Genomic DNA, 21,614 nt, shown 5'->3' on the forward strand with positions numbered 1-21,614 from the left:
GATGTAGCCAGCTGAGCACCCGCACCGCTCAATGAGCGTGCGGGTTGGCTGTGGATAACTCCCCTCGGGCTTTATGCCTGCCCTTCCACCAGCCGCAACTCCCCATCCACATACAGCACTTCGCGCCCCACCCACGCCAGATCAACCTGCGGCAGCACGGCCGAGGGTTTGCGCAGTTCACGCAGCAAGGTCGAGCCGTGCGAGAGACGCCCGCCCATGCGCGCGATCACCGCGCGGGCGTTCTGGTAGTGCGCGTGGCGTCCGGGGTCGAGGGTGTCTTCCAGCAGGATGTCCTCGCCCAGAATGCCCTGGACCTGGCCCGGATAGATCATGAAGCCGGTGGCCTGCTCGGTGCCTTCGCGGCCGTCCTGCCAGAAGCTGCCTGCACGGCTGCGAATGTCCGGATGCGGCGCAAACCAGTGTTCCCGGTCGGCGCCGGGCATGGCGTGGTGCAGGCGGAAGAACAGGCGCATCAGGTTGTCGCGATACCACTCGCGTACTTGCAGGTAGTAGCCGCGCATGCCCGGCATGCCTGCGCGATGGGCGATGCGAATGAAACCCGGCCAGGTCGGGAAGGCCTGTAAAGGCAGGTCAGTGGCTGCCGGGCGCGGGGTCGCGGGGTCGGTTTCCCAGGGCAGCCGGTGCGGGCAGTGCTCCAGGTCGTCGTAAGCGGTCGGCGGACGTCCCAGCAGGTCTCCGCCGCTGCTGGCCAGCGAGGTGGCGATGCACAGGTTGCCTTGCACGACGAATACGTAGAAACGGGTGAACCAGTCAGCCAATTGCTGGCCGTCAGCCCCTTGGGCCGTGAGGGCATGCAGCTCTCGGTCGAAGCGGTGCAGTTGCTTTTCCAGGGTCAGCAAGTGGCCACGCGCGACACGCTGCATCCGCAGAAACACCGGTAATGAGCGCACCAGACGCAGCGGTCGCCACGGAAGATGCGGGGTCGCGCCGCCGACCTCGTCGGCGTAGCTGCTGGAGGCGATGCCCCAGTCAGCCAGGCGTGCGAGAAACAGGTCGTTGTTGATGTAGGAAGCTGCGCCAAACAGTGCGGTAAATGGCTCGTTGTCCTGCAACACGCGTGAATCCCAACGCGCCATGATCGCCGGGATGCTGCCTGCGGCACGCCGCTGTGCGTACTCGACCAGCCTGCTGGGCTGTGGCGGCAGGATCTCCGCAATATTGGCGGCGGTCAGGTGGCGGCGCCAGCCGTAGTCACTGATCGGGCGGTACTGCAGCAGCCACAGCTGGCGGCCATCCCAGGCCCACTCCACGTCGCCCGGCACGTAGTGGAATACGCGCAGAACGCCCTGCAGGAAGTCCCAGAGCACCTCCTCAGTCAAACCGTGGGATGGCTTGAAGCCCCCGCTGCTCCAGGCCGCGCCGAGGCGGGAAATGATTGCTCGCTCAGGGCTTGCCTGACCGTCGGCCAGCGACTCCAGATGGCCTTCCACCCACTCCAGCTCGACCGACAGGTGACGCACGAAAGCGATGCCGGAAAGCACCGGCGTGATGAAGCGCTGCACCACAACCTCTTCGACGCCAGCGTTGTGCAACTCTGCAACGCGCGCGGCTACGTTGTGGCTGGGCTCGCGAAGAAAAGTAGTGCTCAGACCGGCGTTGGCCGCATCGGCCTGATCCTCACCGAAGCTGGACGAGCGCACGGCCCAGATAGCGTCAGGCTGACGGGCCAGAAACGCGGGCAAGGCCGAGTCACCGCCCTGTTCCAGAGACAGTGCCTCGGGCACCGGTTGCCCGGCAATGGCCGCCAGACGCAGACGGCCGCCTTTGGTGTGCGCAACGAAGCCGCGCTCGCCCGACTCCAGCCACTGCGCAAACTCGGCCGGTGCGTCGATCCACGGGTAGTGACCCCAGCCCGGTTTCAGGCTGATGGTCAGGTCGGCACGCGCCAGAATGGCCGACCACGCGGCTGCCTGCTCGATGCCCAGGACCTTGTCCTGATCGCCCCAGACCAGCTCTATCGAATCCTGAACCCACTCCAGCAGCGGCAGCGCGGTGTCGGCACGCAACAGGTCCCAATACGGCACGAAAGCACGGCAGCGGGCGTAACCGGAACCCATGCGCTGGTAGTGCGCGGCAGGCCAGCGCTGCTTGGAAAACTTGTGCGCAAACAGCGTGGGCTTGTTGGCCAGCAGCCAGTGAATGGTCTTGCGAATGGGCAGCGGCGACATCAGCGCAGGCAAACGCCGCTGCCACAGAAAAGCTCCCACCGGTGCCAGCAACACGCTTCTGCAGAAGTGCCCGGGCTGGCGCTGCAAGGCATGAATGACCAGCAAGGCATTGACGCCCACAGCGACGATGGCGCTGCCCTTCACGGTCGCCGCCAACAGCGCATCGGCGTAGGCGGCGAGGTCTTCGCAGGGTGGCTGAGGATTATTGCCGAAGCCCGGTAGCTCCAGCGGCACGACCTGATGCTGCTGAAAATACGGCAGCGCGTCGTCCCACCATTCGGCACTGCTGCCGTTGCCCGCCAGCAGATACAGCAGCGGCAAGTCAGACATGACGAGGGTCCTTCGACGAGTGGACAGCCGAAGTGCGGCGATCATGGCGATACAGCCAGATCAGCGGCGGCAACAACGCCAGCAGCGCCGCCAGATCGAGCCACACATGTGACCAAACGCCCCCACGCACGGAAATCAGGATGTCCTGAGGCGCCCACAGCAGCAGGCCCGCAATCAGCCAGCCCCAGGGCATGGCGCTTTTCAGGCGATTGCCCAAGTGCACCAGCGCCAGCATGTACATTGAATAGGTTTGCAGCGTTGCGCCGAACAGCGCCATCCACCAGACCTGTTGCGCGCGAGCATCGGCGGGAACCGCCTCGGTCCAGAACGCCTGCTCGAGGCTAGTCAGATAGCCATCGAGCAAGCCGGAAAAGCCTGCCCAGGTGAACACCAGACTGCCCAGCACATGCGCAACTGCGACGGCATACAGCCAGGTCACCAGCGTACGGCGCAGGGTGTCAGAAGAGAGCGGCATACCAGGTCCTTGAGTCGTCCTTGTGAGGTGGCGAGTTTAGCGATTTCTCGATGGGCTTAATACGAGCATGGCCAAACTGCTCAGACCTCCCACTGTTGAACAGCTGTTATTAATGTCAGTAGACAGCTTTTCTGCTGCGGCCTAATTTTAGGCCTTCAGTAGTCAGTAAAAAAAAGCAATCAAGGAGATGATCATCATGGTAGATGTAATGACACGTGTAAAAGAATTGGTGGCCGAGCATTTGGAAGCAGCGCAAGAAGATGTAAAACCGACATCTGACATAACCAAGGATCTCAAGGGTAGCAGTTTAGAAATTGTCGAGCTCGGCATGGCTCTGGAAGAAGAATTCAACATCAAGATCCCGGATGAAAACTTTGAAAAATTCAAAACGGTGCAAAACATAGTTGACTACATCTCAAAAAACAAAAAATAGACACGATGTAGGCTAACAGCCCATCACACTTGCTGAGTTCCCCAACGCCAGTTGCAGGCCCTTTGCCTCCAGTCATAACTACCAGTAGCCACCAACCCGCTTTGCCCTTCAATGTACGGCTCCGCTCGTCAGGCCATCTGCCGGGCGAGCCCTGCAGTCGGGAGTAGCGGTGATGGATGCGCTGAATGTCATCAATATTGGCACTGACGGAATCAACTCGCTGTTCACTATCGTTCTGCAGTACGGAGCGACCGTAGTTTTGAGGTTGGTGATCGCCGCATTGCTGTGGATTGTCGGCCGCTGGCTGATCGGTGTGCTGGTCAGGATGGCGCAGCGTTCGCTGACGCGGCAGCGGTTTGATCCGACGGTTCTGCGCTATGTCGGCTCGTTCATCACGGTGACGCTGCATATCATTCTGGTGATCGCCATTCTGAGCTATTGCGGCATCGAGACCACCAGTTTTGCGGCGCTGCTGGCGGCCGTGGCGCTGGCGATCGGCATGGCCTGGTCGGGTTTGCTGGCCAATCTGGCAGCGGGGGGGTTTCATCATCGTGCTGCGGCCTTTCAAGGTCGGCGATATGATTTCGGCGGCGGGCGTGACCGGAACCGTGGTCGAAATCGGCTTGTTCGTCACGTCGATCAACACTCCGGAAAACGTGCTGAATCTGGTGGGCAACAACAAGATCTTCTCTGACACGATCGTCAATTTTTCCAGCAATGCTTTTCGCAGCGTCGAACTGACCGCGATATTGCCCGGCAGCGCCGACGAGCAGAAGATCATCCCGCGCCTCAAGAATCAGATAGCCCGCCTGCCCAATGTACTGAGCAGCCCCGCTGTCGATGTGCACCTGTCCTCCACAACGGCCGACTCCATCACCCTGTCGGTACGGCCCTATTGCCACAATGATCATTATGATTCGGTGCATCGCCAGACGCTCGCCCTCATCAGAGCGTTGATGCTGCACCTGTCCTGAGCGGCACGCATAGGCAAAATTCATCGCCCTTCAAGCTCACCCCAACCTGTTGGCAGCCGATCAATAAGGATCGGTCCATATTCCGCGTGGCCTCTGCTTTTTTATCTTTACGGGTTTAACCATGAGCCTTTTATCTCGTTTTCGGGCCGGCACGTCGCGGACCGAGGGCGCCATCAGTGTCATTACGTCCGCCCGAGAATTGAACGCCAAGCTGTCTGCGCTGAGCTTCGATCCGGTCTATCTGACCGGTTTCGTTTCGCCGCACGTCGACTTCGATCAGGTGGCCAAGTCTGTCGCTGCGCGCTTTCCCAACGCGAAGATCAGCCTGTGCACAACGTCAGGCGAACTGTGCTCGGGCAATGATTCGCTGTACTGCGCGGCGGATAACCAGTGGGACCGGATTGTCCTCGCGCTGTTCGACTCAAGCGTCATCAAGAGCGCGGAGGTGGTGCACATTCCGCTGCACAGCGAAGACATTCGCGGTGCGGGCAAGCGACTGTCGATGCGTGAGCGCATTGCGCGCCTGACCGACTCGATCAAGCGCACGCAGATCAACACCCCCATCGACCACCGCGATACGCTGGCCTACGTCACATTCGACGGGCTGTCGGCGTCGGAGTCGTTCTTCATGGAAGCGCTGTATGAGTCCGGGCGCTTTCCGTGCCTGTTCGTGGGCGGTTCTGCGGGGGGCAAAGGCGACTTCAAGAAGACCTTGATTCACGACGGCAAACGCAGCTACGAAAATCATGCCCAGGTGGTGTTTCTCAAGAGCGCAAAAAACGTGCGCTTCGGCGTCTTCAAGAGCCAGAACTTCGAGCCGACGCCACTGAGCCTGAGTGTGCTGACGGCCTCCCTGGAGGAGCGTTACATCAGCCAGGTGGTCAACGCCAGAGGCGAGATCGCCACCATGGTTGCGGCGCTGTGTGACGCGCTGAAGTGCGAACGGCATGAGCTGGAAGGCAAGCTGGCGCAGTACTCGTTCGCCATCCGGGTGGGCGAAGAGCTGTTCGTGCGCTCGATTGCGCGCATCGATTATGAAAGCGAGCGGGTCCACCTGTTCTGCGACGTGGCGCCCGGCGAAGAGCTGGTGATGGTCAAACGAACATCCATGATCGACACCACGCGCAAGGACTTCGCGCGCTTTCTGCAGGGCAAGTCCGGAAAGCCGCTGCTTGGTCTGTTGAGCGACTGCATCCTGCGGCGCCTGAACAACGGCAGTGAGCTGGGCCGGATGAACGATGTGTTCGGTGCGACGCCGGTGGTGGGCTTCTCGACCTTTGGCGAGATTCTGGGGTTGAACCTTAACCAGACGCTCACCGCGGTGTTCTTCTTCAAAGTGCCCGAAGGCCAGCCGTTCCGCGACGACTACATCGATAACTTCATCGCCTATTACGGCGAGTTCAAGGCGTTCTTTCTGCGCCGGCAGATCAAGAAGCTGGCTGGTCTGAGCCATGTGGTGGTCAAGCAGATCGATCAGTTCAAGCAGCGCAACTTCGTGCAAACCATTGACCCGAGCGGTCTGGACGAGCAGATCCGCCCGGTGTTCGGTGGCCTGAGCGACCTCGGCGAGGTGCTGGTCAAGGCCCACCATGATCAGGAAGAAATCGCCGCTCAGTTGCGCCACTACTCTGGCGAGCTGCATGTGTCGATGGACGAGCTGTCGCAGACCATCACCCAGCAGGAAACGGTTATCGACAAAGCGGGCAATACCGTCAAAAGCCTGGTCAGTCAGGCGGACGAGGTGGTGCTGGGCTCGCGGGAGCTGGCCAAGTCCAGCCTGCGCATTCAGTCGGTGGTGCAGACGATCCAGCAGATCGCCGGACAGACCAACCTGCTGGCGCTGAACGCCGCCATCGAGGCTGCACGGGCGGGTGAAATGGGACGTGGCTTTGCCGTGGTGGCCGATGAAGTGCGCCAGCTGGCGCAGAAGACGTCGCAGAACGCCAACGACATCGGCACCGATATCGAGCGCCTGGCCGAGGAGATTCGCAAGGTGGCGCAGCACATCGAGGAGCAGTCCCTTGAGGTCGGAACGCTGACGGGGCTGCTGTCGGAACTGGAAGGCTCCAGCGACATGACGGCGGGCACTTCACAGCGTACCCGCCAACTGGCCGATACCCTGCGCGGGCTGACTCAGTAGCAGCGCCTGCGTCAGGACGGCATATTGCCCGTCCTGACGCAGACCGAGTTACAGGCGGCTTACTGGTTACCCAGCACGCCGACCTTGCCCATGACGTTGCTCATGAACTGCTGCACGGTCATTTTCTGGCCGTTGAAGTCGACCATCTGGTTGGCGTAATGCAGGTCGGAGACGATGTTGTCGCCGTCGACCTTGGCCAGTTGCATCATCTCGGCCATGGCGCTGGCCATGTCGCCAGCGGCCTTGGCCTGATCGGCGATGACCTTGAGGTCGGTCTGGCCTTCACGAATGGCTTGCTGGGTCGCGAGGTCGCGAATCATCGGCTTGGACAGGACGACCCTGGCGTTGACTTCGCCCAGGCTCTTCATGAGCAGCGCATCGGAAGGCTGATCGAGCGAGCCTGGATCGGCCAGGTCCACGGCGATACGCATGTGGCTTTCACCGTTGCTGGTCTTGAGCGAGAGCTTTTCCAGCTCGATGTGCGGTTTGGCCGCCAGCAGCGTTTTCATCTGGGTGTTCATCAGCTCCTGATCAGCCGGGCTCAGCTCCAGGCGGAACGGACGTTTCTCCTGCGCGGCCTGTTGCTGCTGAGGCAGGATTTTATCCTGATACAACTGATACAGCGCCTGAGTCGCCAGCACATCGAAGTTGGCGATCTTGAAGCCCATGTGCGCAGAACCGACGTCCTTGCCGGCGTAGGCGATCATGCCGGCATCGTAGTTGATCTGCGCTGCCAGGTTACCGGCATCTTCCTGCGCCAGGTTGGTGTTGGTGAAATCGCGAATCTGCACCTGTGGCTTGCCCACCACTTGGAAACCCGCGTTCTGGATTTTCATGTTGGTGTGGCCCAGATAGAAACCGGACTTGCCTTTGGTACCACCCGTGTCGAAGGTCATGCCTTTGATTTCGATGCTGACCGGGCCGTCGGGCGACGCGACATTGAGTTGCAAATTGTCCATGTTGCCCGCAAGGCTGAATTTCTCCGCGTCAGCGGACGACTCGGCGTTCAGGTCCAGACCTGAAAAACGGAACGTGCCGTCGACGTCGGTCATTTCCAGCGGAGCCATCTGCAGCGTGCCTTTGGTGGCGCGGTCATAGCCGATGCTGGCCTGACCCGTGAGCGGTGGAACGTCCTTGCTCATGGCGAACCATTTCTCGGCGCTTGGGCTTTTTTCCATCTGGAAATTGCTCAGGGCCATGACCGGCAGCAGGTTCAGGGTTTTCAGATGCGACAGCGGAATGGGGCCGTGCTCGATATGGTCGACAAACAAGAACTGGCCGCCCTGGGTGCTATCGGACAGGTTCTGGATGTCGACGCGGTAGTGCGCCGTGCTGCTGAAGAAGTGCTTGTCGAGCGAGAGCATTTCCAGTTTGACGCTGGTGTCCGTGCCTTTGAACGACTTGGCCAGCTCCTGATTGGCCTTGCTGATCGAGTCGTTCAGCGCGCCTTCCAGTTGATTGCCGGTGTACCAGGCACCAGCCGTAGCCAGTGCGCCCGCTACGACGATGACGCCAATCGCTATACCTGCTGATTTATTCATAGTGACGTGAAGATATCCGTTCTGATGATGGGAAAGTCGTACCGGGACCGGCAGCGCCGATTGAAAGCCGCGAGAGACTATCATCGGCAGATCCCGAGAGCCCAGCCTTCATGGCCATTTCTGTGGGCGCGTCGCCCTTCTGTAAGCGCGTTGGACATGGCCTTGTGCCTTTTGTTGCGCATGCCAATCCCGCTGAAAGGTTTTGAAACAGACCCTAGCCACAGCCTTCCCGGAAACGTTAGGCTGAAACGAATTTGCGAACAGGACGTGATCACATGAGCGAGCAGCAAAAACAACGAGGCCCGATCAAGGCCGTCATTTTCGACATGGATGGCCTGTTGCTGGACACCGAGGGGGTTTACACCGAAGTCACCCACTTGATTGCCAGCCGCCACGGTCGCACCTTCGACTGGTCGGTCAAGCAGCACACCATTGGCCGCGGTGCCCGGGACTTCTCGGACTACGTGATCAAGGCGCTGGAGCTGCCGATGTCGATCGACGAGTTTCTCGAAGTCAGGGAGCCCATGCTTGAAGAGCGTTTCCCGCGCGCCGCAGCCATGCCGGGTGCCGAAGCGCTGGTCCGTCATCTGGCTGCGCATAATATTCCGATCGCCGTGGGCACCAGCTCGTCGGTGCATTACTTCGAGGCCAAGACCACCCTGCACCGCGCATGGTTCGAACTGTTCGACACCGTCGTCACCGCCGACGACCCGGAAGTCGGCGCCGCCAAGCCGGCCCCGGACATCTTTCTGGTCGCCGCCCGCCGTCTTGGCGTCTCGCCTGCCGATTGCCTGGTCTTCGAAGACTCGCCATTCGGTGTGACCGCCGCCAAGGCTGCCGGGATGTACGCGGTGGCCGTGCCGGACTCGCACATGCCGGTCGAGCAATACGAGCATGCGGACCTGCTGCTGGGCTCGCTGGCCGACTTCCCGCTCAAGGCGTGGGGGTTGCCTGAGCTCGCCTGAATGACATGGAGATGCTGAGCATGAATTATCGAACCCTTGGCCAGTCCGGCCTCAAGGTTTCCACACTGACACTCGGCTCGATGATGTTCGGTGAGCAGACCGCTGCCGAGGAATCGCTGCGCATCATCGACAAGGCCAGGGATCAAGGCATCAATTTCATCGACACGGCGGATGTCTATAACGCCGGGCGCTCGGAGGAAATCGTCGGCCGGGCCATCGCGGCACAGCGCAGCGACTGGGTGCTGGCCACCAAGGTCGCGATCGGCCCGTCCAATGGTGTGCCCAATCGGGCCGGTCTGAACCGCAAGCACATGTTCAATGCCATCGAGAACAGCCTGCGGCGGCTGGATACCGACTATGTGGATATCTATTACCTGCACAAGGAAGATCACGACACGCCGCTGGAAGTGACGGTGTCGGCGATTGGCGATCTGATCCGGCAAGGCAAGATCCGCTATTGGGGCGTGTCGAACTTCCGCGGCTGGCGAATTGCTGAAATCGTCAACGTTGCGCAACGCCTGGGCGTCGACAAGCCGGTCATCAGCCAGCCGCTGTACAACATCGTCAACCGCCAGGCCGAGGTCGAGCAGATCACTGCAGCCGCACATCATGGCCTGGGCGTCGTGCCCTACAGCCCGCTCGCCCGCGGTGTGCTCAGTGGTAAATACGCTCCGGACATCGCTCCGGACATCGCTCCCGACAGCGAGAGCCGCGCCGGACGTCAGGACAAGCGACTGCTGGAAACCGAATGGCGCATGGAGTCGTTGCGTATCGCGCAGCGAATTCAGGCGTATGTGCAGGACAAAGGCGTCGGCATTGTCGAGTTCGCCATTGCCTGGGTGCTCAACAACCAGGCCGTGACCTCAGCCATCGTCGGACCAAGAACCGAGCAGCAGTGGGACGGGTATACCAAGGCACTCACGGTGGATATCACCGCTGAAGACGAGGCGTTCATCGATTCGCTGGTGACCCCCGGCCATGCGTCGACGCCCGGCTTCAATGACGTTCAGCACTTCGTTTCCGGCCGCCTGACGCGCTGAGACGATCACGCCTGCGGCCTTATGCCGCGAGCGTGTCACGGTTGCGCTCTGGACCGGTCGTTTCAGAGCGCAATGTCATAAAAACAACACGTGAAACTCCTGTTACCTGTGAATACGCACTCGGTACGTGAGGTCGATGAGCGCTAAGATAGACGCTTATTTTGTCGAGCTCGCCGGGCTGCAGTGCGATTCGCTGCTCGCCGTTAAACATGATGATGTTTGTATTTTCGCGACGGACTGGCAAGTCTTGGCTAGTCTGTCGGCAACAAAGCGATTAATTGGACATTGTCCAGCCAGGGTTGATGAAGAAGTAGGCCAATGCGCAAATCAGATAGAGAAGCCTTTCTGGGCTCCGTACTGGGCAATGAGCAGCCTCCGGCGCACCTTGCCAGAACCGTGATTGAAGAAAAGCTGCGAAACGCCATTATCGATGGCAGCCTGCCAAGCGGCACGGCATTGCGCCAACAGGAACTGGCGACGCTGTTTGGCGTCAGCCGCATGCCTGTGCGCGAAGCACTGCGCCAGCTCGAGGCGCAGTCGCTGCTGCGTGTCGAAACGCACAAGGGCGCGGTGGTCGCGCCGCTGATCACCGAAGACGCAGTGGACGCCTATGCCCTGCGCATACTGCTGGAATCCGAAGCGTTGCGTCTGTCTATCCCGTTGCTGGATGCCGACGATCTGGCGGCGGCCAAGGGCTACATCGAGCAGCTTGAAGTCGAGACGGATTTCGGCCAGATCGGCAGACTCAATCGGATGTTCCACCTTTCGCTGTATGCCAAGACCCACAACACGCGTCTCATGCGTCTGGTTGAAGAAGGCCTGAACGAAGAAGAACGCTTCCTGCGTTTCAATCTTTCCGACATGGGCCTGGGCAAGCTTTCTCAGGATGACCATTGGCAGCTGTTGCGGCTCGCCGAGCAGAAAGCGATCGAACCCTGTGTCGAAGCGCTGCAGTACCACCTCAACCGAGGTGTTCAGGCCGTCACTCAATACCTGAACAGCAAAAAGGCCACCAAGGCCAAGCCGCCCCGCGCAACGAAGAAAAACCCCGCCTGAATCATCAAGGCGGTCTATCCAGCAGGCGGTGACACAACGTCTGCGGCTTGGCCGCTTGTACCTCCCGCCCTCCGCTTCACACCTCGTCGGCGTATCGCCAGGCTCAACCCCGACATGGCGTTTTTATCGCTATTTTCCTGATCTGCCGGATGGCCCAACGCTGGAATGAGGCAAACTCGGCCGTGACGCTGAGGAAACCAACCGGAGGATGTTCCCTGGCTACGGCTGAACGGCTCGCGCAGGATCGGAGCGGTTCTCTGTTCATATGAACTCAATGGATAAGGAGTTGTTGAACGGGGCAAACAGACAGTGGAAGTCATTTCCAACTTCGCCCATTAAAAAAATCCAGAACCCTGATTATTCAGCACATCGGCAACGCTGGGCGAGGCATTCGCTCATTATTAATAATTCTGACTTAATCAGTCGGAAGGGTTGTCTGCGCGCCTATAAAACGTACACCCGACGTTTTATATAGCCACTTACACCCTCAAAAAACACCTCCTTTAATTATTATTAAAAAACGATTGCAGCCCTTGTTAAATTTGTTTTAAGTTTTCTTCGCCGGCCGTGTTATCGACGGCATGCCGGGGTGAACACCTTGCCCCACAAGGGCCAAGGCTCGGTAAACCGGCGTTGCGCTGTATCGTGTAATTCAATAACCGATGCGTGTTTGTGGCAAATCAGCCCTCACACTTCAGGCCCTTGTTCGCCTCGCATTCGGGGACTTTATTACGTGTCATCGTCGCACTGCCGATAACGCTCACCCCTTGAGTAACTGCATTAACACTGACCACCACCATGACAATAGGGACATCACTATGCTTTGTGAAAAAACACTGCTCGCACACAAGAAAGTTGAACTTGGCCGTCATCCGATCTTTGCAGAAATCACCACACTGGATGTACTCCGACGTTTTATGGAAACCCATGTATTCGCGGTCTGGGATTTCATGTCGCTGACCAAGCGCCTGCAACAGGAACTGACCTGCACCCAATTGCCGTGGTTGCCGCCGACAGATGCTTCCGCTGCCCGCCTGATCAACGAGATCGTGCTGGGGGAGGAGTCCGATGACCGACTGGGCGCGGGTCATTACAGCCACTTCGAGCTGTACCTGGATGCGATGCGCGAGATTGGCGCGAGCACGGTACAGATCGAGCGCTTCATCGAACTGCAGAGACAGGGCATGCGTTGCACCACTGCGCTGCAACACGTCGACGCGGGACAGGCGGCGACGGCATTCGTGACACACACGCTCGACATCGCCCTGCATGCGCCGGCACACAGCGTTGCTGCGGCCTTTCTGCATGGTCGCGAGAGTGTCATCCCGCTGATGTTCCAGACCATCCTCGATGACTGGGGCATCACCGCCGACCAGGCACCCACCTTCCGCTACTACCTGGAGCGCCACATCGAAGTGGACGCTGAAGATCACGGCCCGGCAGCAGAGCAGTTGCTGGCTCGTCTGGTTGCTGGCGACACGCAGCGCGAACGAGAGGTTTATCAGACCGCCATCGCGGCTGTGGAAAGCAGGATCCGGCTATGGGACACGCTGCGCCTGAGCATGCGAACGCCGCGCATGCAGGCCAGCGCGTAGGACCCGCTCGCAACACCCTGAAGCCTTTACAAGGAAGCCATCATGAAAGCAGAAGACTACATGTCGTTCATCGATGCGTGGGAAGGTCGCGCCACCATTCGTACGCGTCCACGCAGGATGGTCGAGAACGATGAAAAACTCATCTACCCCCTCAGCCGACAGCCGCTGGTACTCAGTGACACCTTCACCCGCGAGTGCACGCATTGGCGCGATTACGCGCTGGTGCAGAGCCTCTACAAGTTCATCAACGATGTGGTGATCTTCGAGACCGAGATCGTCGACAGGACCGCGCGCAGTATCGCCAAGGACAACTTCGCGATTCGCTTCCCGTTTGCCTGTCGCTATGACGCGATGACGGTGGTGGTCGATGAGGACTACCACGCACTGGTGGCGATGGACTTCATGCAACAGACCATCGCCCTGACAGGTATTGAGCCTATCCCGTTGCCGGACGAGATTGAACTCAGCCGGGCCATTCCCGCCGCATTGGCTCTGGCCCCCGAGCATCTGCGCAGCGCGGTGGAGCTGATCTGTGTCGCCATCGCGGAGAACACCGTGACCAATGACGTGGCGGCGTTTGCCAAGGACGAATCGGTCAAGCAATCGGTGAAGGGGCTGATGGCCGACCACTTGCTGGACGAGGGGCGTCACTCGGGCTTCTGGGCGCGGCTGGTACGCATCTATTGGCATACCGCTCCCCAACAGGACCGGGAATCCATCGCCCGCATCATGCCGGTGTTCATCGCTCAATACCTGACCAACGATATTCAGAATGGCTTCGACTTCACCCTGATCGACCACCTGCAGGTGCCGGACACCGTCAAGCAGGCGCTCAGGGATGAGACCAGGGCTGTGAGTTTTCCAGTCAACCGCCATCATCCACTGGTGGCCAACATCGTGCGTTTCTTCAAGAACAGCTCGATGCTGGACGATCCTTGTGTGCAGCGGGCGCTGACGGACTATCTGCCTGCGCAGAGGGCGCTGCAATGAAGCGCCTGGAGATTGTGCTCATCGGTCACAGCCTGACCTTGAGTGAACTGAATAGCGAGCTGCTGGACCACGGGCATGGCGTGCGGCATCTGTCTGATCAGCAGGCGCTGGACGCGTTGACGGTGCCTGATGGCGGCGTGCTGATCGAAGACGGCAGCCTGGACCTGTCCGAGGAACAACTGAATGCGTTCGGCCACTGCACGCAACTGCGACTGCGGGTCGGTTTCAGCAAGGCGCTGGATCACGGATTACCCCGGCTGGAATTGCTGTGCTGGCATGGCGCAGCCGAGGCTCGACGTTTGATCGTTCATAAGTGGCTTGCGGTCGAGGAATCAGGCAGCGGGCGGGTACTGCGTGATGCCGCTGTCGCAGCCATGGTGGATCTGGCGACATTGCAGATCAGCCGGTTATCCAGAGATGAAGACTGTCTCAACGGTATGACAAGCGTCACACCCGCCCGGAGCGATCGGCAGCACGGCTTGCAGGCGGTTGATCAATTGCTGTTCGAGCATCGTTTCAATCAGACAGATCAACCGCATCTGCTGAAACTGTCCGAAACACCCATCACCGAGCGGCTGGAGCAGGCGCTGCTGACGTTTGCCGAACGCCCGGCACTGTCCGTTCGCAACCGGACGCTCAGCTATCGGCAACTGCACGCGCACAGTCTCGCCATCCAAAGCTTGCTGCAGCCGTTGCTGGCGCACGCGAAAGCCGGCACACCTGCCGTGATCGGTATCTGCCTGCACAAGTCAGCCGAGCTGTATGCGGGCATTCTCGCGGTTCTGGGTTGCGGTGCGGTTTACCTGCCACTTGATCCCGGCCAGCCCGTGCAGCGTCAGCAGTACATTCTGGAAAACTCGGGAGCGATGCTGTTGCTGCACGATGGCTCGCACCCGCTGGCGGCTGCGGAGTTTCCGGCGCTGGATATCGCTACGGTTCCTGTGGGAGATGGAGCTCCAACCCATGTACGCGTTGCTACCGATCAGGATGCGCCCTGCATGGCGCTGTACACGTCGGGCACCACGGGACAGCCGAAAGGCGTATTGCTCAGCCAGCGCAATCTCAGCCACTTCACCGCCTGGTATGCCGAGCATGTGAGCCTGAGTGAACACAGCCGGGTGCTGCAATTCTCTACGCTGAGTTTCGACTCATCGATTATCGACATTTTCCCCACCTGGCTCAGTGGCGCCGAGCTGGTGGTCCCCGATGAAGACCAGCGACGTGATCCGTTGCAGTTGGTCAGCGCGCTGCAACAAGGCATCACCCATGCATTCCTGCCGCCGGCGCTGTTGAGCATCCTGCCGCTGGATCAACCGCTGGGGCTTGAGCATGTCATGACCGGAGGCGACGTCTGTGAGCCGCACGTGATTGCGCAACTCACCAGGCAATGTCATTTCCACAACCTGTACGGCCCCACCGAGGCCACGGTGTTGGTCACCGCCTGCGAGTTCGGGCCGTCCAGCAGCAACCGACATCTGGGCCGACCGATCGCCAACAGCCAGGCGTGGATTCTGGACGAGCAATTGCAGCCCGTGGCCGAACAGACTCAGGGTGAGCTGTACATCATCGGTCCCGGCGTCTGTCTGGGCTATGTAAACAATCCCGCGCTTACCGCCCAGCGCTATGTGTGGCTGACGAAGCCGGATGGCCAGCTTATGCGTGCCTATCGCACCGGCGACATCGCCAAGTGGACGGCTGACGGCATCGTCCTCAGCGGACGCCGTGATAATCAGGTGAAGATTCGCGGCTTTCGGGTCGAGCCGGAAGAGATCGAGCATTGCCTGCGTGACAGCGGACTGTATCGACAGGTTGCCGTGGTGATCGACAGACAGCGACGAATTCTGGCGTTTCTCGCTCAACCGAACCTTGAGCATGACGAACAGGCACTGAAAGCGCATGTACAGCGCCTGCTGCCTGATTACATGCATCCCGCTGTCTACACGCTGTTGCCCGGCATGCCATTCGCCAGTAACGGCAAGGTCGATCGCAAAGCGCTTCTGGAAATACCGCTGAGCTTTATCGGGCAGCACGCTCGTCGCCAGCCCGAGACGGAGCAGGAGCGGGCGCTGCTGGAGCTATGGGGCGAGCTGTTGGAGCTGCCGCCAGACGACATCTCGACTGATGAAAGCTTTTTCAATCTCGGAGGCCACTCGATCCTGCTGTCGCGCCTGTTGCTGGGGGTTCGTGAGCGCTTTGGGCGCAGTATTCCCATCAATCGTTTTATCGAAGCACCGACGGTGCTGACACTGGCCAGCCTGATCGACAGCGACGGCACCTCGGCGGGAGTCCTCAGTGCTCAGGCCCTGCGGGATGCCAACCCGGACTTTCAGCTGGCTACATTGCCCGTCAGCAGGCTGGGTGATGTTCATAAAGTGATTGTCACGGGTGCCAATGGCTTTCTGGGTGTGCATATCGTCGAAGCGCTGCTCAACCGGGGGGCGACCGAGATCGCCTGCCTGGTGCGCGAGGCTGCTGGACAAAGCGCGCAGCAGCGTTTCGAGGATGCCCTGCGGGAAAACCGTCTGGACCACCTGGACCTGAGTCGCGTGCAGGTCTACCCCGCTGACCTGACAAAGCCTCGGTTGGGGCTCAGTGAAGCGGTGTATGAGCGGCTGGATCTCGAGTTTGGTGCGTTGGTGCACAACGCTGCCAATGTGAACCATGTTCAGGACTATGAAAGCCTGGTCAAAGACAATGTCGCCCCGGTCTTTGAATGCCTCAAGCTGTGTGAAGGGCGCAGTAAAAAGATCTTCAATTTCGTGTCGACGTTGTCTGCCTGCAGTGCCATCGATGCCGCCGGTAATGTGCTTGAACAGCCCGCTGCCACGACCCCGCCGATCTACATCAAGAATGGCTACAACCTCTCCAAATGGGTGGCTGAGCGCATCCTGCAATGTGCCCGGGACCAAGGTGTGTGGGTGAACATCTATCGCCCCGGCAACATCGCCTTCAACAGCGTTACCGGCGTGTGTCAGCCACAGAAAAACCGCTTGATGCTGATGCTCAAGGGTTCGCTGCAACTGGGTCAGGTTCCGGCATTCGCCATCAACTTCGACCTGATGCCGGTGGACTTTCTGGCGCGCTTCATCGGCTTCCATGCCAGCCGTTACCAACCAGAACACGCGGTGTTCAATCTGCATAACCCCGAGCCCTTGAGCTGGAGCGACTACGTGCACGCCTTCCGCGAGGCAGGGCGTCAGTTCGAGCTGGTCAGCGTCGAGCAATGGCAGATGCAACTCAGGCGCGTCGACAGCCAGAACGCGCTGTTTGGCGTGCTGGGGTTCTATCTGGACGGGTTTGAAGAAGACATCGGCGATATCTCGATGATCGAGCACCGCAACACCCTGAACGGCATTCGTCGCATGGGCGAGCAATACCCGCAAAAGACTCCGGCGTTACTGCGCAGGGGCTGCGATTACCTGAAAGAAATCGACTTCATCTGAGCCATTACCCCCTGAGATAAATGGAGAACGACATGAACACACTTCATAGCAATCTGAAACCCGACACCCTTATCAAGAACCCAGAGGCATGCCGAGTGGTGTCCGCCGTGGAAGTCTCCGGTGATGCGGCCAGCGTGTGGGCTGTCGTCGGCAATTTCGGTGGCTTCCAGGCATTCATACCGGCGCTGGAGAGCATCGAGGTCACTGGCGAAGGTCCGGGCTCGGTTCGCAGCAAGCTGTTCAAGGATGGCAACGTGGCCATCGAACAACTGAACTCCTGGGACGATCAAGCGCTTTATATGACCTGGTCACTGATCCACACCAGCTTGCCGGTCAGCAATCTGTGGGCGGCAATGACTGTTGAAGCAACCGGTGACGGCGATACCTGCATCGCCAGTTGGACGATTGTTGCCGACCCTGTTGAGAATGGGCCTGAAGGGGATGCATTCGAGGCGTTTCTTCAGGGGTTTGCAGATGGCGCAATGAGTAAAGTGCGCAGCCTGTTTGGCTGATTGACGCTGCATCACAGCAGCCCGCTCGGAGCGAAAGCCTGAGCGGGCTTTTATTTGAAAGCCCATAACGACAAAACCCCTCATCGCGTAAGCGATGAGGGGTTTCGGAATTCAATCTTGACGATGACCTACTCTCACATGGGGAAACCCCACACTACCATCGGCGATACATCGTTTCACTGCTGAGTTCGGGATGGGATCAGGTGGTTCCAATGCTCTATGGTCGTCAAGAAATTCTGTTGCCGATCCGTTAACAGGTAACGTTCCAGCGAATTTTGGTGACTTCTACTTAAACAAAAACCCTCAACGCGTAAGCGAAGAGGGTTTCTGGAATTCAATCTTGACGATGACCTACTCTCACATGGGGAAACCCCACACTACCATCGGCGATACATCGTTTCACTACTGAGTTCGGGATGGGATCAGGTGGTTCCAATGCTCTATGGTCGTCAAGAAATTCGGGTACCGAGTCGTGCCTTGCGGCGCGCTTCAGCAAATCGGGTATGTGATAGTCAGCTCAGGTGTTGTTCGTGACGCAAACTTTCGGTTCGTGTCATCTTCACAGTCACCGCAATCTGGTCATTCGACGCAAATTGCTTGGGTGTTATATGGTCAAGCCTCACGGGCAATTAGTATTGGTTAGCTCAACGCCTCACAGCGCTTACACACCCAACCTATCAACGTCGTAGTCTTCGACGGCCCTTTAGGGAACTCAAGGTTCCAGTGAGATCTCATCTTGAGGCAAGTTTCCCGCTTAGATGCTTTCAGCGGTTATCTTTTCCGAACATAGCTACCCGGCAATGCCACTGGCGTGACAACCGGAACACCAGAGGTTCGTCCACTCCGGTCCTCTCGTACTAGGAGCAGCCCCTCTCAAATCTCAAACGTCCACGGCAGATAGGGACCGAACTGTCTCACGACGTTCTAAACCCAGCTCGCGTACCACTTTAAATGGCGAACAGCCATACCCTTGGGACCGGCTTCAGCCCCAGGATGTGATGAGCCGACATCGAGGTGCCAAACACCGCCGTCGATATGAACTCTTGGGCGGTATCAGCCTGTTATCCCCGGAGTACCTTTTATCCGTTGAGCGATGGCCCTTCCATACAGAACCACCGGATCACTAAGACCTACTTTCGTACCTGCTCGACGTGTCTGTCTCGCAGTCAAGCGCGCTTTTGCCTTTATACTCTACGACCGATTTCCGACCGGTCTGAGCGCACCTTCGTACTCCTCCGTTACTCTTTAGGAGGAGACCGCCCCAGTCAAACTACCCACCATACACTGTCCTCGATCCGGATAACGGACCTGAGTTAGAACCTCAAAGTTGCCAGGGTGGTATTTCAAGGTTGGCTCCACGCAGACTGGCGTCCACGCTTCAAAGCCTCCCACCTATCCTACACAAGCAAATTCAAAGTCCAGTGCAAAGCTATAGTAAAGGTTCACGGGGTCTTTCCGTCTAGCCGCGGATACACTGCATCTTCACAGCGATTTCAATTTCACTGAGTCTCGGGTGGAGACAGCGCCGCCATCGTTACGCCATTCGTGCAGGTCGGAACTTACCCGACAAGGAATTTCGCTACCTTAGGACCGTTATAGTTACGGCCGCCGTTTACCGGGGCTTCGATCAAGAGCTTCGCTTGCGCTAACCCCATCAATTAACCTTCCGGCACCGGGCAGGCGTCACACCCTATACGTCCACTTTCGTGTTTGCAGAGTGCTGTGTTTTTAATAAACAGTCGCAGCGGCCTGGTATCTTCGACCGGCAGGGGCTTACGCAGTAAATGCTTCACCTCCACCGGCGCACCTTCTCCCGAAGTTACGGTGCCATTTTGCCTAGTTCCTTCACCCGAGTTCTCTCAAGCGCCTTGGTATTCTCTACCCAACCACCTGTGTCGGTTTGGGGTACGGTTCCTGGTTACCTGAAGCTTAGAAGCTTTTCTTGGAAGCATGGCATCAACCACTTCGTGTTCTAAAAGAACACTCGTCATCAGCTCTCGGCCTTAAGATCCCGGATTTACCTAAGATCTCAGCCTACCACCTTAAACCTGGACAACCAACGCCAGGCTGGCCTAGCCTTCTCCGTCCCTCCATCGCAATAACCAGAAGTACAGGAATATTAACCTGTTTTCCATCGACTACGCTTTTCAGCCTCGCCTTAGGGACCGACTAACCCTGCGTCGATTAACGTTGCGCAGGAAACCTTGGTCTTTCGGCGTGGGTGTTTTTCACACCCATTGTCGTTACTCATGTCAGCATTCGCACTTCTGATACCTCCAGCAAGCTTCTCAACTCACCTTCACAGGCTTACAGAACGCTCCTCTACCGCATCATCAAAAGATGATACCCGTAGCTTCGGTGCATGGTTTGAGCCCCGTTACATCTTCCGCGCAGGCCGACTCGACTAGTGAGCTATTACGCTTTCTTTAAAGGGTGGCTGCTTCTAAGCCAACCTCCTAGCTGTCTAAGCCTTCCCACATCGTTTCCCACTTAACCATGACTTTGGGACCTTAGCTGACGGTCTGGGTTGTTTCCCTTTTCACGACGGACGTTAGCACCCGCCGTGTGTCTCCCATGCTCGGCACTTGTAGGTATTCGGAGTTTGCATCGGTTTGGTAAGTCGGGATGACCCCCTAGCCGAAACAGTGCTCTACCCCCTACAGTGATACATGAGGCGCTACCTAAATAGCTTTCGAGGAGAACCAGCTATCTCCGAGCTTGATTAGCCTTTCACTCCGATCCACAGGTCATCCGCTAACTTTTCAACGGTAGTCGGTTCGGTCCTCCAGTTAGTGTTACCCAACCTTCAACCTGCCCATGGATAGATCGCCCGGTTTCGGGTCTATTCCCAGCGACTAGACGCCCTATTAAGACTCGCTTTCGCTACGCCTCCCCTATTCGGTTAAGCTCGCCACTGAAAATAAGTCGCTGACCCATTATACAAAAGGTACGCAGTCACCCAACAAAGTGGGCTCCCACTGCTTGTACGCATACGGTTTCAGGATCTATTTCACTCCGCTCTCCGCGGTTCTTTTCGCCTTTCCCTCACGGTACTGGTTCACTATCGGTCAGTCAGTAGTATTTAGCCTTGGAGGATGGTCCCCCCATATTCAGACAAGGTTTCTCGTGCCCCGTCCTACTCGATTTCATTGCAAAGGGATTTTCGCGTACAGGGCTATCACCCACTATGGCCACCCTTTCCAGAGTGTTCCGCTAATCTCAATACAACTTAAGGGCTGGTCCCCGTTCGCTCGCCACTACTAAGGGAATCTCGGTTGATTTCTTTTCCTCAGGGTACTTAGATGTTTCAGTTCCCCTGGTTCGCCTCTTGCACCTATGTATTCAGTACAAGATAACCATCTTATGATGGCTGGGTTCCCCCATTCAGACATCTCCGGATCACAGTCTGTTTGCCGACTCCCCGAAGCTTTTCGCAGGCTACCACGTCTTTCATCGCCTCTGACTGCCAAGGCATCCACCGTATGCGCTTCTTCACTTGACCATATAACCCCAAGCAATCTGGTTATACTGTGAAGACGACATTCGCCGAAAGTTTGCATTTCACAAACTTTACCTTAGCCCGGACACACACCAGTGAAAGAGGTGCCCGGTCTATATTTCTTTCTATCACATACCCAAATTTTTAAAGAACGATCTAATCAAAGACTAGAAATCAACATTCAGGCACTGATCATCAGGATCAATGGAATGCTCATTTCTAAGCTTTCAAAACAGAAGCAGTAAGTGGTGGAGCCAAGCGGGATCGAACCGCTGACCTCCTGCGTGCAAGGCAGGCGCTCTCCCAGCTGAGCTATGGCCCCGTATCCGGGTGTCGTACGCGCTCTGACCAACTTCACCAGGTAACTGGTGGGTCTGGGCAGATTCGAACTGCCGACCTCACCCTTATCAGGGGTGCGCTCTAACCAACTGA

At 58.2% G+C, this 21,614-nt stretch carries 11 protein-coding genes, 2 tRNA genes, 3 rRNA genes and 3 pseudogenes (1 of these 19 only partly in view); 11 read left to right on the top strand and 8 right to left on the bottom strand.

Translation table 11 applies throughout. The features are described from left to right. Positions 1 to 71 precede the first annotated feature (71 nt). Positions 72 to 2,519, bottom strand: coding sequence for a PEP-utilizing enzyme (locus AC54XV_RS26400; protein WP_496717497.1), 2,448 nt, complete (start codon positions 2,517 to 2,519; stop codon positions 72 to 74). Continuing rightward, positions 2,512 to 2,994, bottom strand: a complete 483-nt coding sequence (locus tag AC54XV_RS26405) for a cell division protein (protein WP_496717499.1) — start codon at positions 2,992 to 2,994, stop codon at positions 2,512 to 2,514. Before AC54XV_RS26405 ends, AC54XV_RS26400 begins: the two co-directional genes overlap by 8 nt. Positions 2,995 to 3,190: 196 nt before the next feature. Here AC54XV_RS26405 and acpP point away from each other — a divergent pair, with 196 nt between their 5' ends. The 4 genes and pseudogenes from acpP to AC54XV_RS26425 all read left to right on the top strand — a co-directional run. Continuing rightward, on the top strand, positions 3,191 to 3,427 hold the full coding sequence (gene acpP, locus AC54XV_RS26410) for an acyl carrier protein (protein WP_054091386.1): 237 nt from the start codon (positions 3,191 to 3,193) through the stop codon (positions 3,425 to 3,427). A gap of 172 nt (positions 3,428 to 3,599) precedes the next feature. Continuing rightward, a pseudogene (locus AC54XV_RS26415) lies at positions 3,600 to 4,401 on the top strand (mechanosensitive ion channel family protein). Between the two features lie 121 nt (positions 4,402 to 4,522). Next, positions 4,523 to 5,629, top strand: a pseudogene (locus AC54XV_RS26420) (FIST signal transduction protein); the annotation flags it as partial. Positions 5,630 to 6,184: 555 nt separating this feature from the next. Then, positions 6,185 to 6,541 (top strand): annotated as a pseudogene (locus AC54XV_RS26425) (methyl-accepting chemotaxis protein); the annotation flags it as partial. A gap of 59 nt (positions 6,542 to 6,600) precedes the next feature. Here the strand turns inward: AC54XV_RS26425 and AC54XV_RS26430 are convergent. Next, entirely contained in the window at positions 6,601 to 8,082 is a 1,482-nt protein-coding gene (locus tag AC54XV_RS26430) for a YdgA family protein (protein WP_024652709.1), read from the bottom strand. A 275-nt stretch (positions 8,083 to 8,357) separates the two neighbouring features. On the opposite strand from AC54XV_RS26430, the gene AC54XV_RS26435 reads away from it, so the two are divergent. The 7 genes from AC54XV_RS26435 to AC54XV_RS26465 all read left to right on the top strand — a co-directional run bounded on the left by AC54XV_RS26435 (position 8,358) and on the right by AC54XV_RS26465 (position 17,683). Continuing rightward, positions 8,358 to 9,047, top strand: a complete 690-nt coding sequence (locus AC54XV_RS26435; RefSeq protein ID WP_003407919.1) for an HAD-IA family hydrolase — start codon at positions 8,358 to 8,360, stop codon at positions 9,045 to 9,047. 20 nt (positions 9,048 to 9,067) lie between these two features. After that, positions 9,068 to 10,087, top strand: a complete 1,020-nt coding sequence (locus tag AC54XV_RS26440; RefSeq protein WP_104684747.1) for an aldo/keto reductase — start codon at positions 9,068 to 9,070, stop codon at positions 10,085 to 10,087. 318 nt (positions 10,088 to 10,405) lie between these two features. Then, on the top strand, positions 10,406 to 11,143 hold the full coding sequence (locus AC54XV_RS26445; protein WP_003407917.1) for a GntR family transcriptional regulator: 738 nt from the start codon (positions 10,406 to 10,408) through the stop codon (positions 11,141 to 11,143). 818 nt (positions 11,144 to 11,961) lie between these two features. Then, on the top strand, positions 11,962 to 12,738 hold the full coding sequence (locus AC54XV_RS26450; RefSeq protein WP_496717503.1) for a DUF3050 domain-containing protein: 777 nt from the start codon (positions 11,962 to 11,964) through the stop codon (positions 12,736 to 12,738). 42 nt (positions 12,739 to 12,780) lie between these two features. After that, a complete protein-coding gene (locus tag AC54XV_RS26455) occupies positions 12,781 to 13,728 on the top strand; it encodes a diiron oxygenase (protein ID WP_011269373.1) in 948 nt (315 codons plus the stop codon). Next, positions 13,725 to 17,171: a non-ribosomal peptide synthetase gene (locus tag AC54XV_RS26460; protein WP_496717505.1), complete on the top strand. Its 3,447-nt coding sequence runs from the start codon at positions 13,725 to 13,727 to the stop codon at positions 17,169 to 17,171. The genes AC54XV_RS26455 and AC54XV_RS26460 overlap by 4 nt, the downstream gene beginning before the upstream one ends. A 32-nt stretch (positions 17,172 to 17,203) precedes the next feature. Beyond that, complete coding sequence (locus AC54XV_RS26465) at positions 17,204 to 17,683, top strand: SRPBCC family protein (protein WP_058399338.1); 480 nt, start codon at positions 17,204 to 17,206, stop codon at positions 17,681 to 17,683. 115 nt (positions 17,684 to 17,798) lie between these two features. On the opposite strand, the gene rrf (AC54XV_RS26470) is transcribed toward AC54XV_RS26465, so the two are convergent. From rrf (AC54XV_RS26470) to AC54XV_RS26490, 5 genes are all read right to left on the bottom strand, one after another. Beyond that, positions 17,799 to 17,914 (bottom strand): 5S ribosomal RNA (rrf, locus tag AC54XV_RS26470). A 107-nt stretch (positions 17,915 to 18,021) separates the two neighbouring features. Further along, positions 18,022 to 18,137, bottom strand: a 5S ribosomal RNA gene (gene rrf, locus AC54XV_RS26475). Between the two features lie 154 nt (positions 18,138 to 18,291). Continuing rightward, positions 18,292 to 21,185, bottom strand: a 23S ribosomal RNA gene (locus tag AC54XV_RS26480). A 243-nt stretch (positions 21,186 to 21,428) separates the two neighbouring features. Beyond that, positions 21,429 to 21,504 (bottom strand) — tRNA-Ala (locus tag AC54XV_RS26485). Positions 21,505 to 21,548: 44 nt separating this feature from the next. Further along, positions 21,549 to 21,614: transfer RNA gene (locus tag AC54XV_RS26490), tRNA-Ile, on the bottom strand (it continues 11 nt past the right edge of the window).

The organism is Pseudomonas fragariae (ex Marin et al. 2024) (assembly GCF_059621105.1).

What these genes read in the sequence shown, in the direction of transcription:
- AC54XV_RS26430 (WP_024652709.1), bottom strand. Translation starts at nt 8,082, where the DNA reads ATGAATAAATCAGCAGGTATAGCGATTGGCGTCATCGTCGTAGCGGGC.
- acpP (WP_054091386.1), top strand. Translation starts at nt 3,191, where the DNA reads ATGGTAGATGTAATGACACGTGTAAAAGAATTGGTGGCCGAGCATTTG.
- AC54XV_RS26400 (WP_496717497.1), bottom strand. Translation starts at nt 2,519, where the DNA reads ATGTCTGACTTGCCGCTGCTGTATCTGCTGGCGGGCAACGGCAGCAGT.
- AC54XV_RS26445 (WP_003407917.1), top strand. Translation starts at nt 10,406, where the DNA reads ATGCGCAAATCAGATAGAGAAGCCTTTCTGGGCTCCGTACTGGGCAAT.
- AC54XV_RS26405 (WP_496717499.1), bottom strand. Translation starts at nt 2,994, where the DNA reads ATGCCGCTCTCTTCTGACACCCTGCGCCGTACGCTGGTGACCTGGCTG.
- AC54XV_RS26465 (WP_058399338.1), top strand. Translation starts at nt 17,204, where the DNA reads ATGAACACACTTCATAGCAATCTGAAACCCGACACCCTTATCAAGAAC.
- AC54XV_RS26450 (WP_496717503.1), top strand. Translation starts at nt 11,962, where the DNA reads ATGCTTTGTGAAAAAACACTGCTCGCACACAAGAAAGTTGAACTTGGC.
- AC54XV_RS26435 (WP_003407919.1), top strand. Translation starts at nt 8,358, where the DNA reads ATGAGCGAGCAGCAAAAACAACGAGGCCCGATCAAGGCCGTCATTTTC.
- AC54XV_RS26455 (WP_011269373.1), top strand. Translation starts at nt 12,781, where the DNA reads ATGAAAGCAGAAGACTACATGTCGTTCATCGATGCGTGGGAAGGTCGC.
- AC54XV_RS26440 (WP_104684747.1), top strand. Translation starts at nt 9,068, where the DNA reads ATGAATTATCGAACCCTTGGCCAGTCCGGCCTCAAGGTTTCCACACTG.
- AC54XV_RS26460 (WP_496717505.1), top strand. Translation starts at nt 13,725, where the DNA reads ATGAAGCGCCTGGAGATTGTGCTCATCGGTCACAGCCTGACCTTGAGT.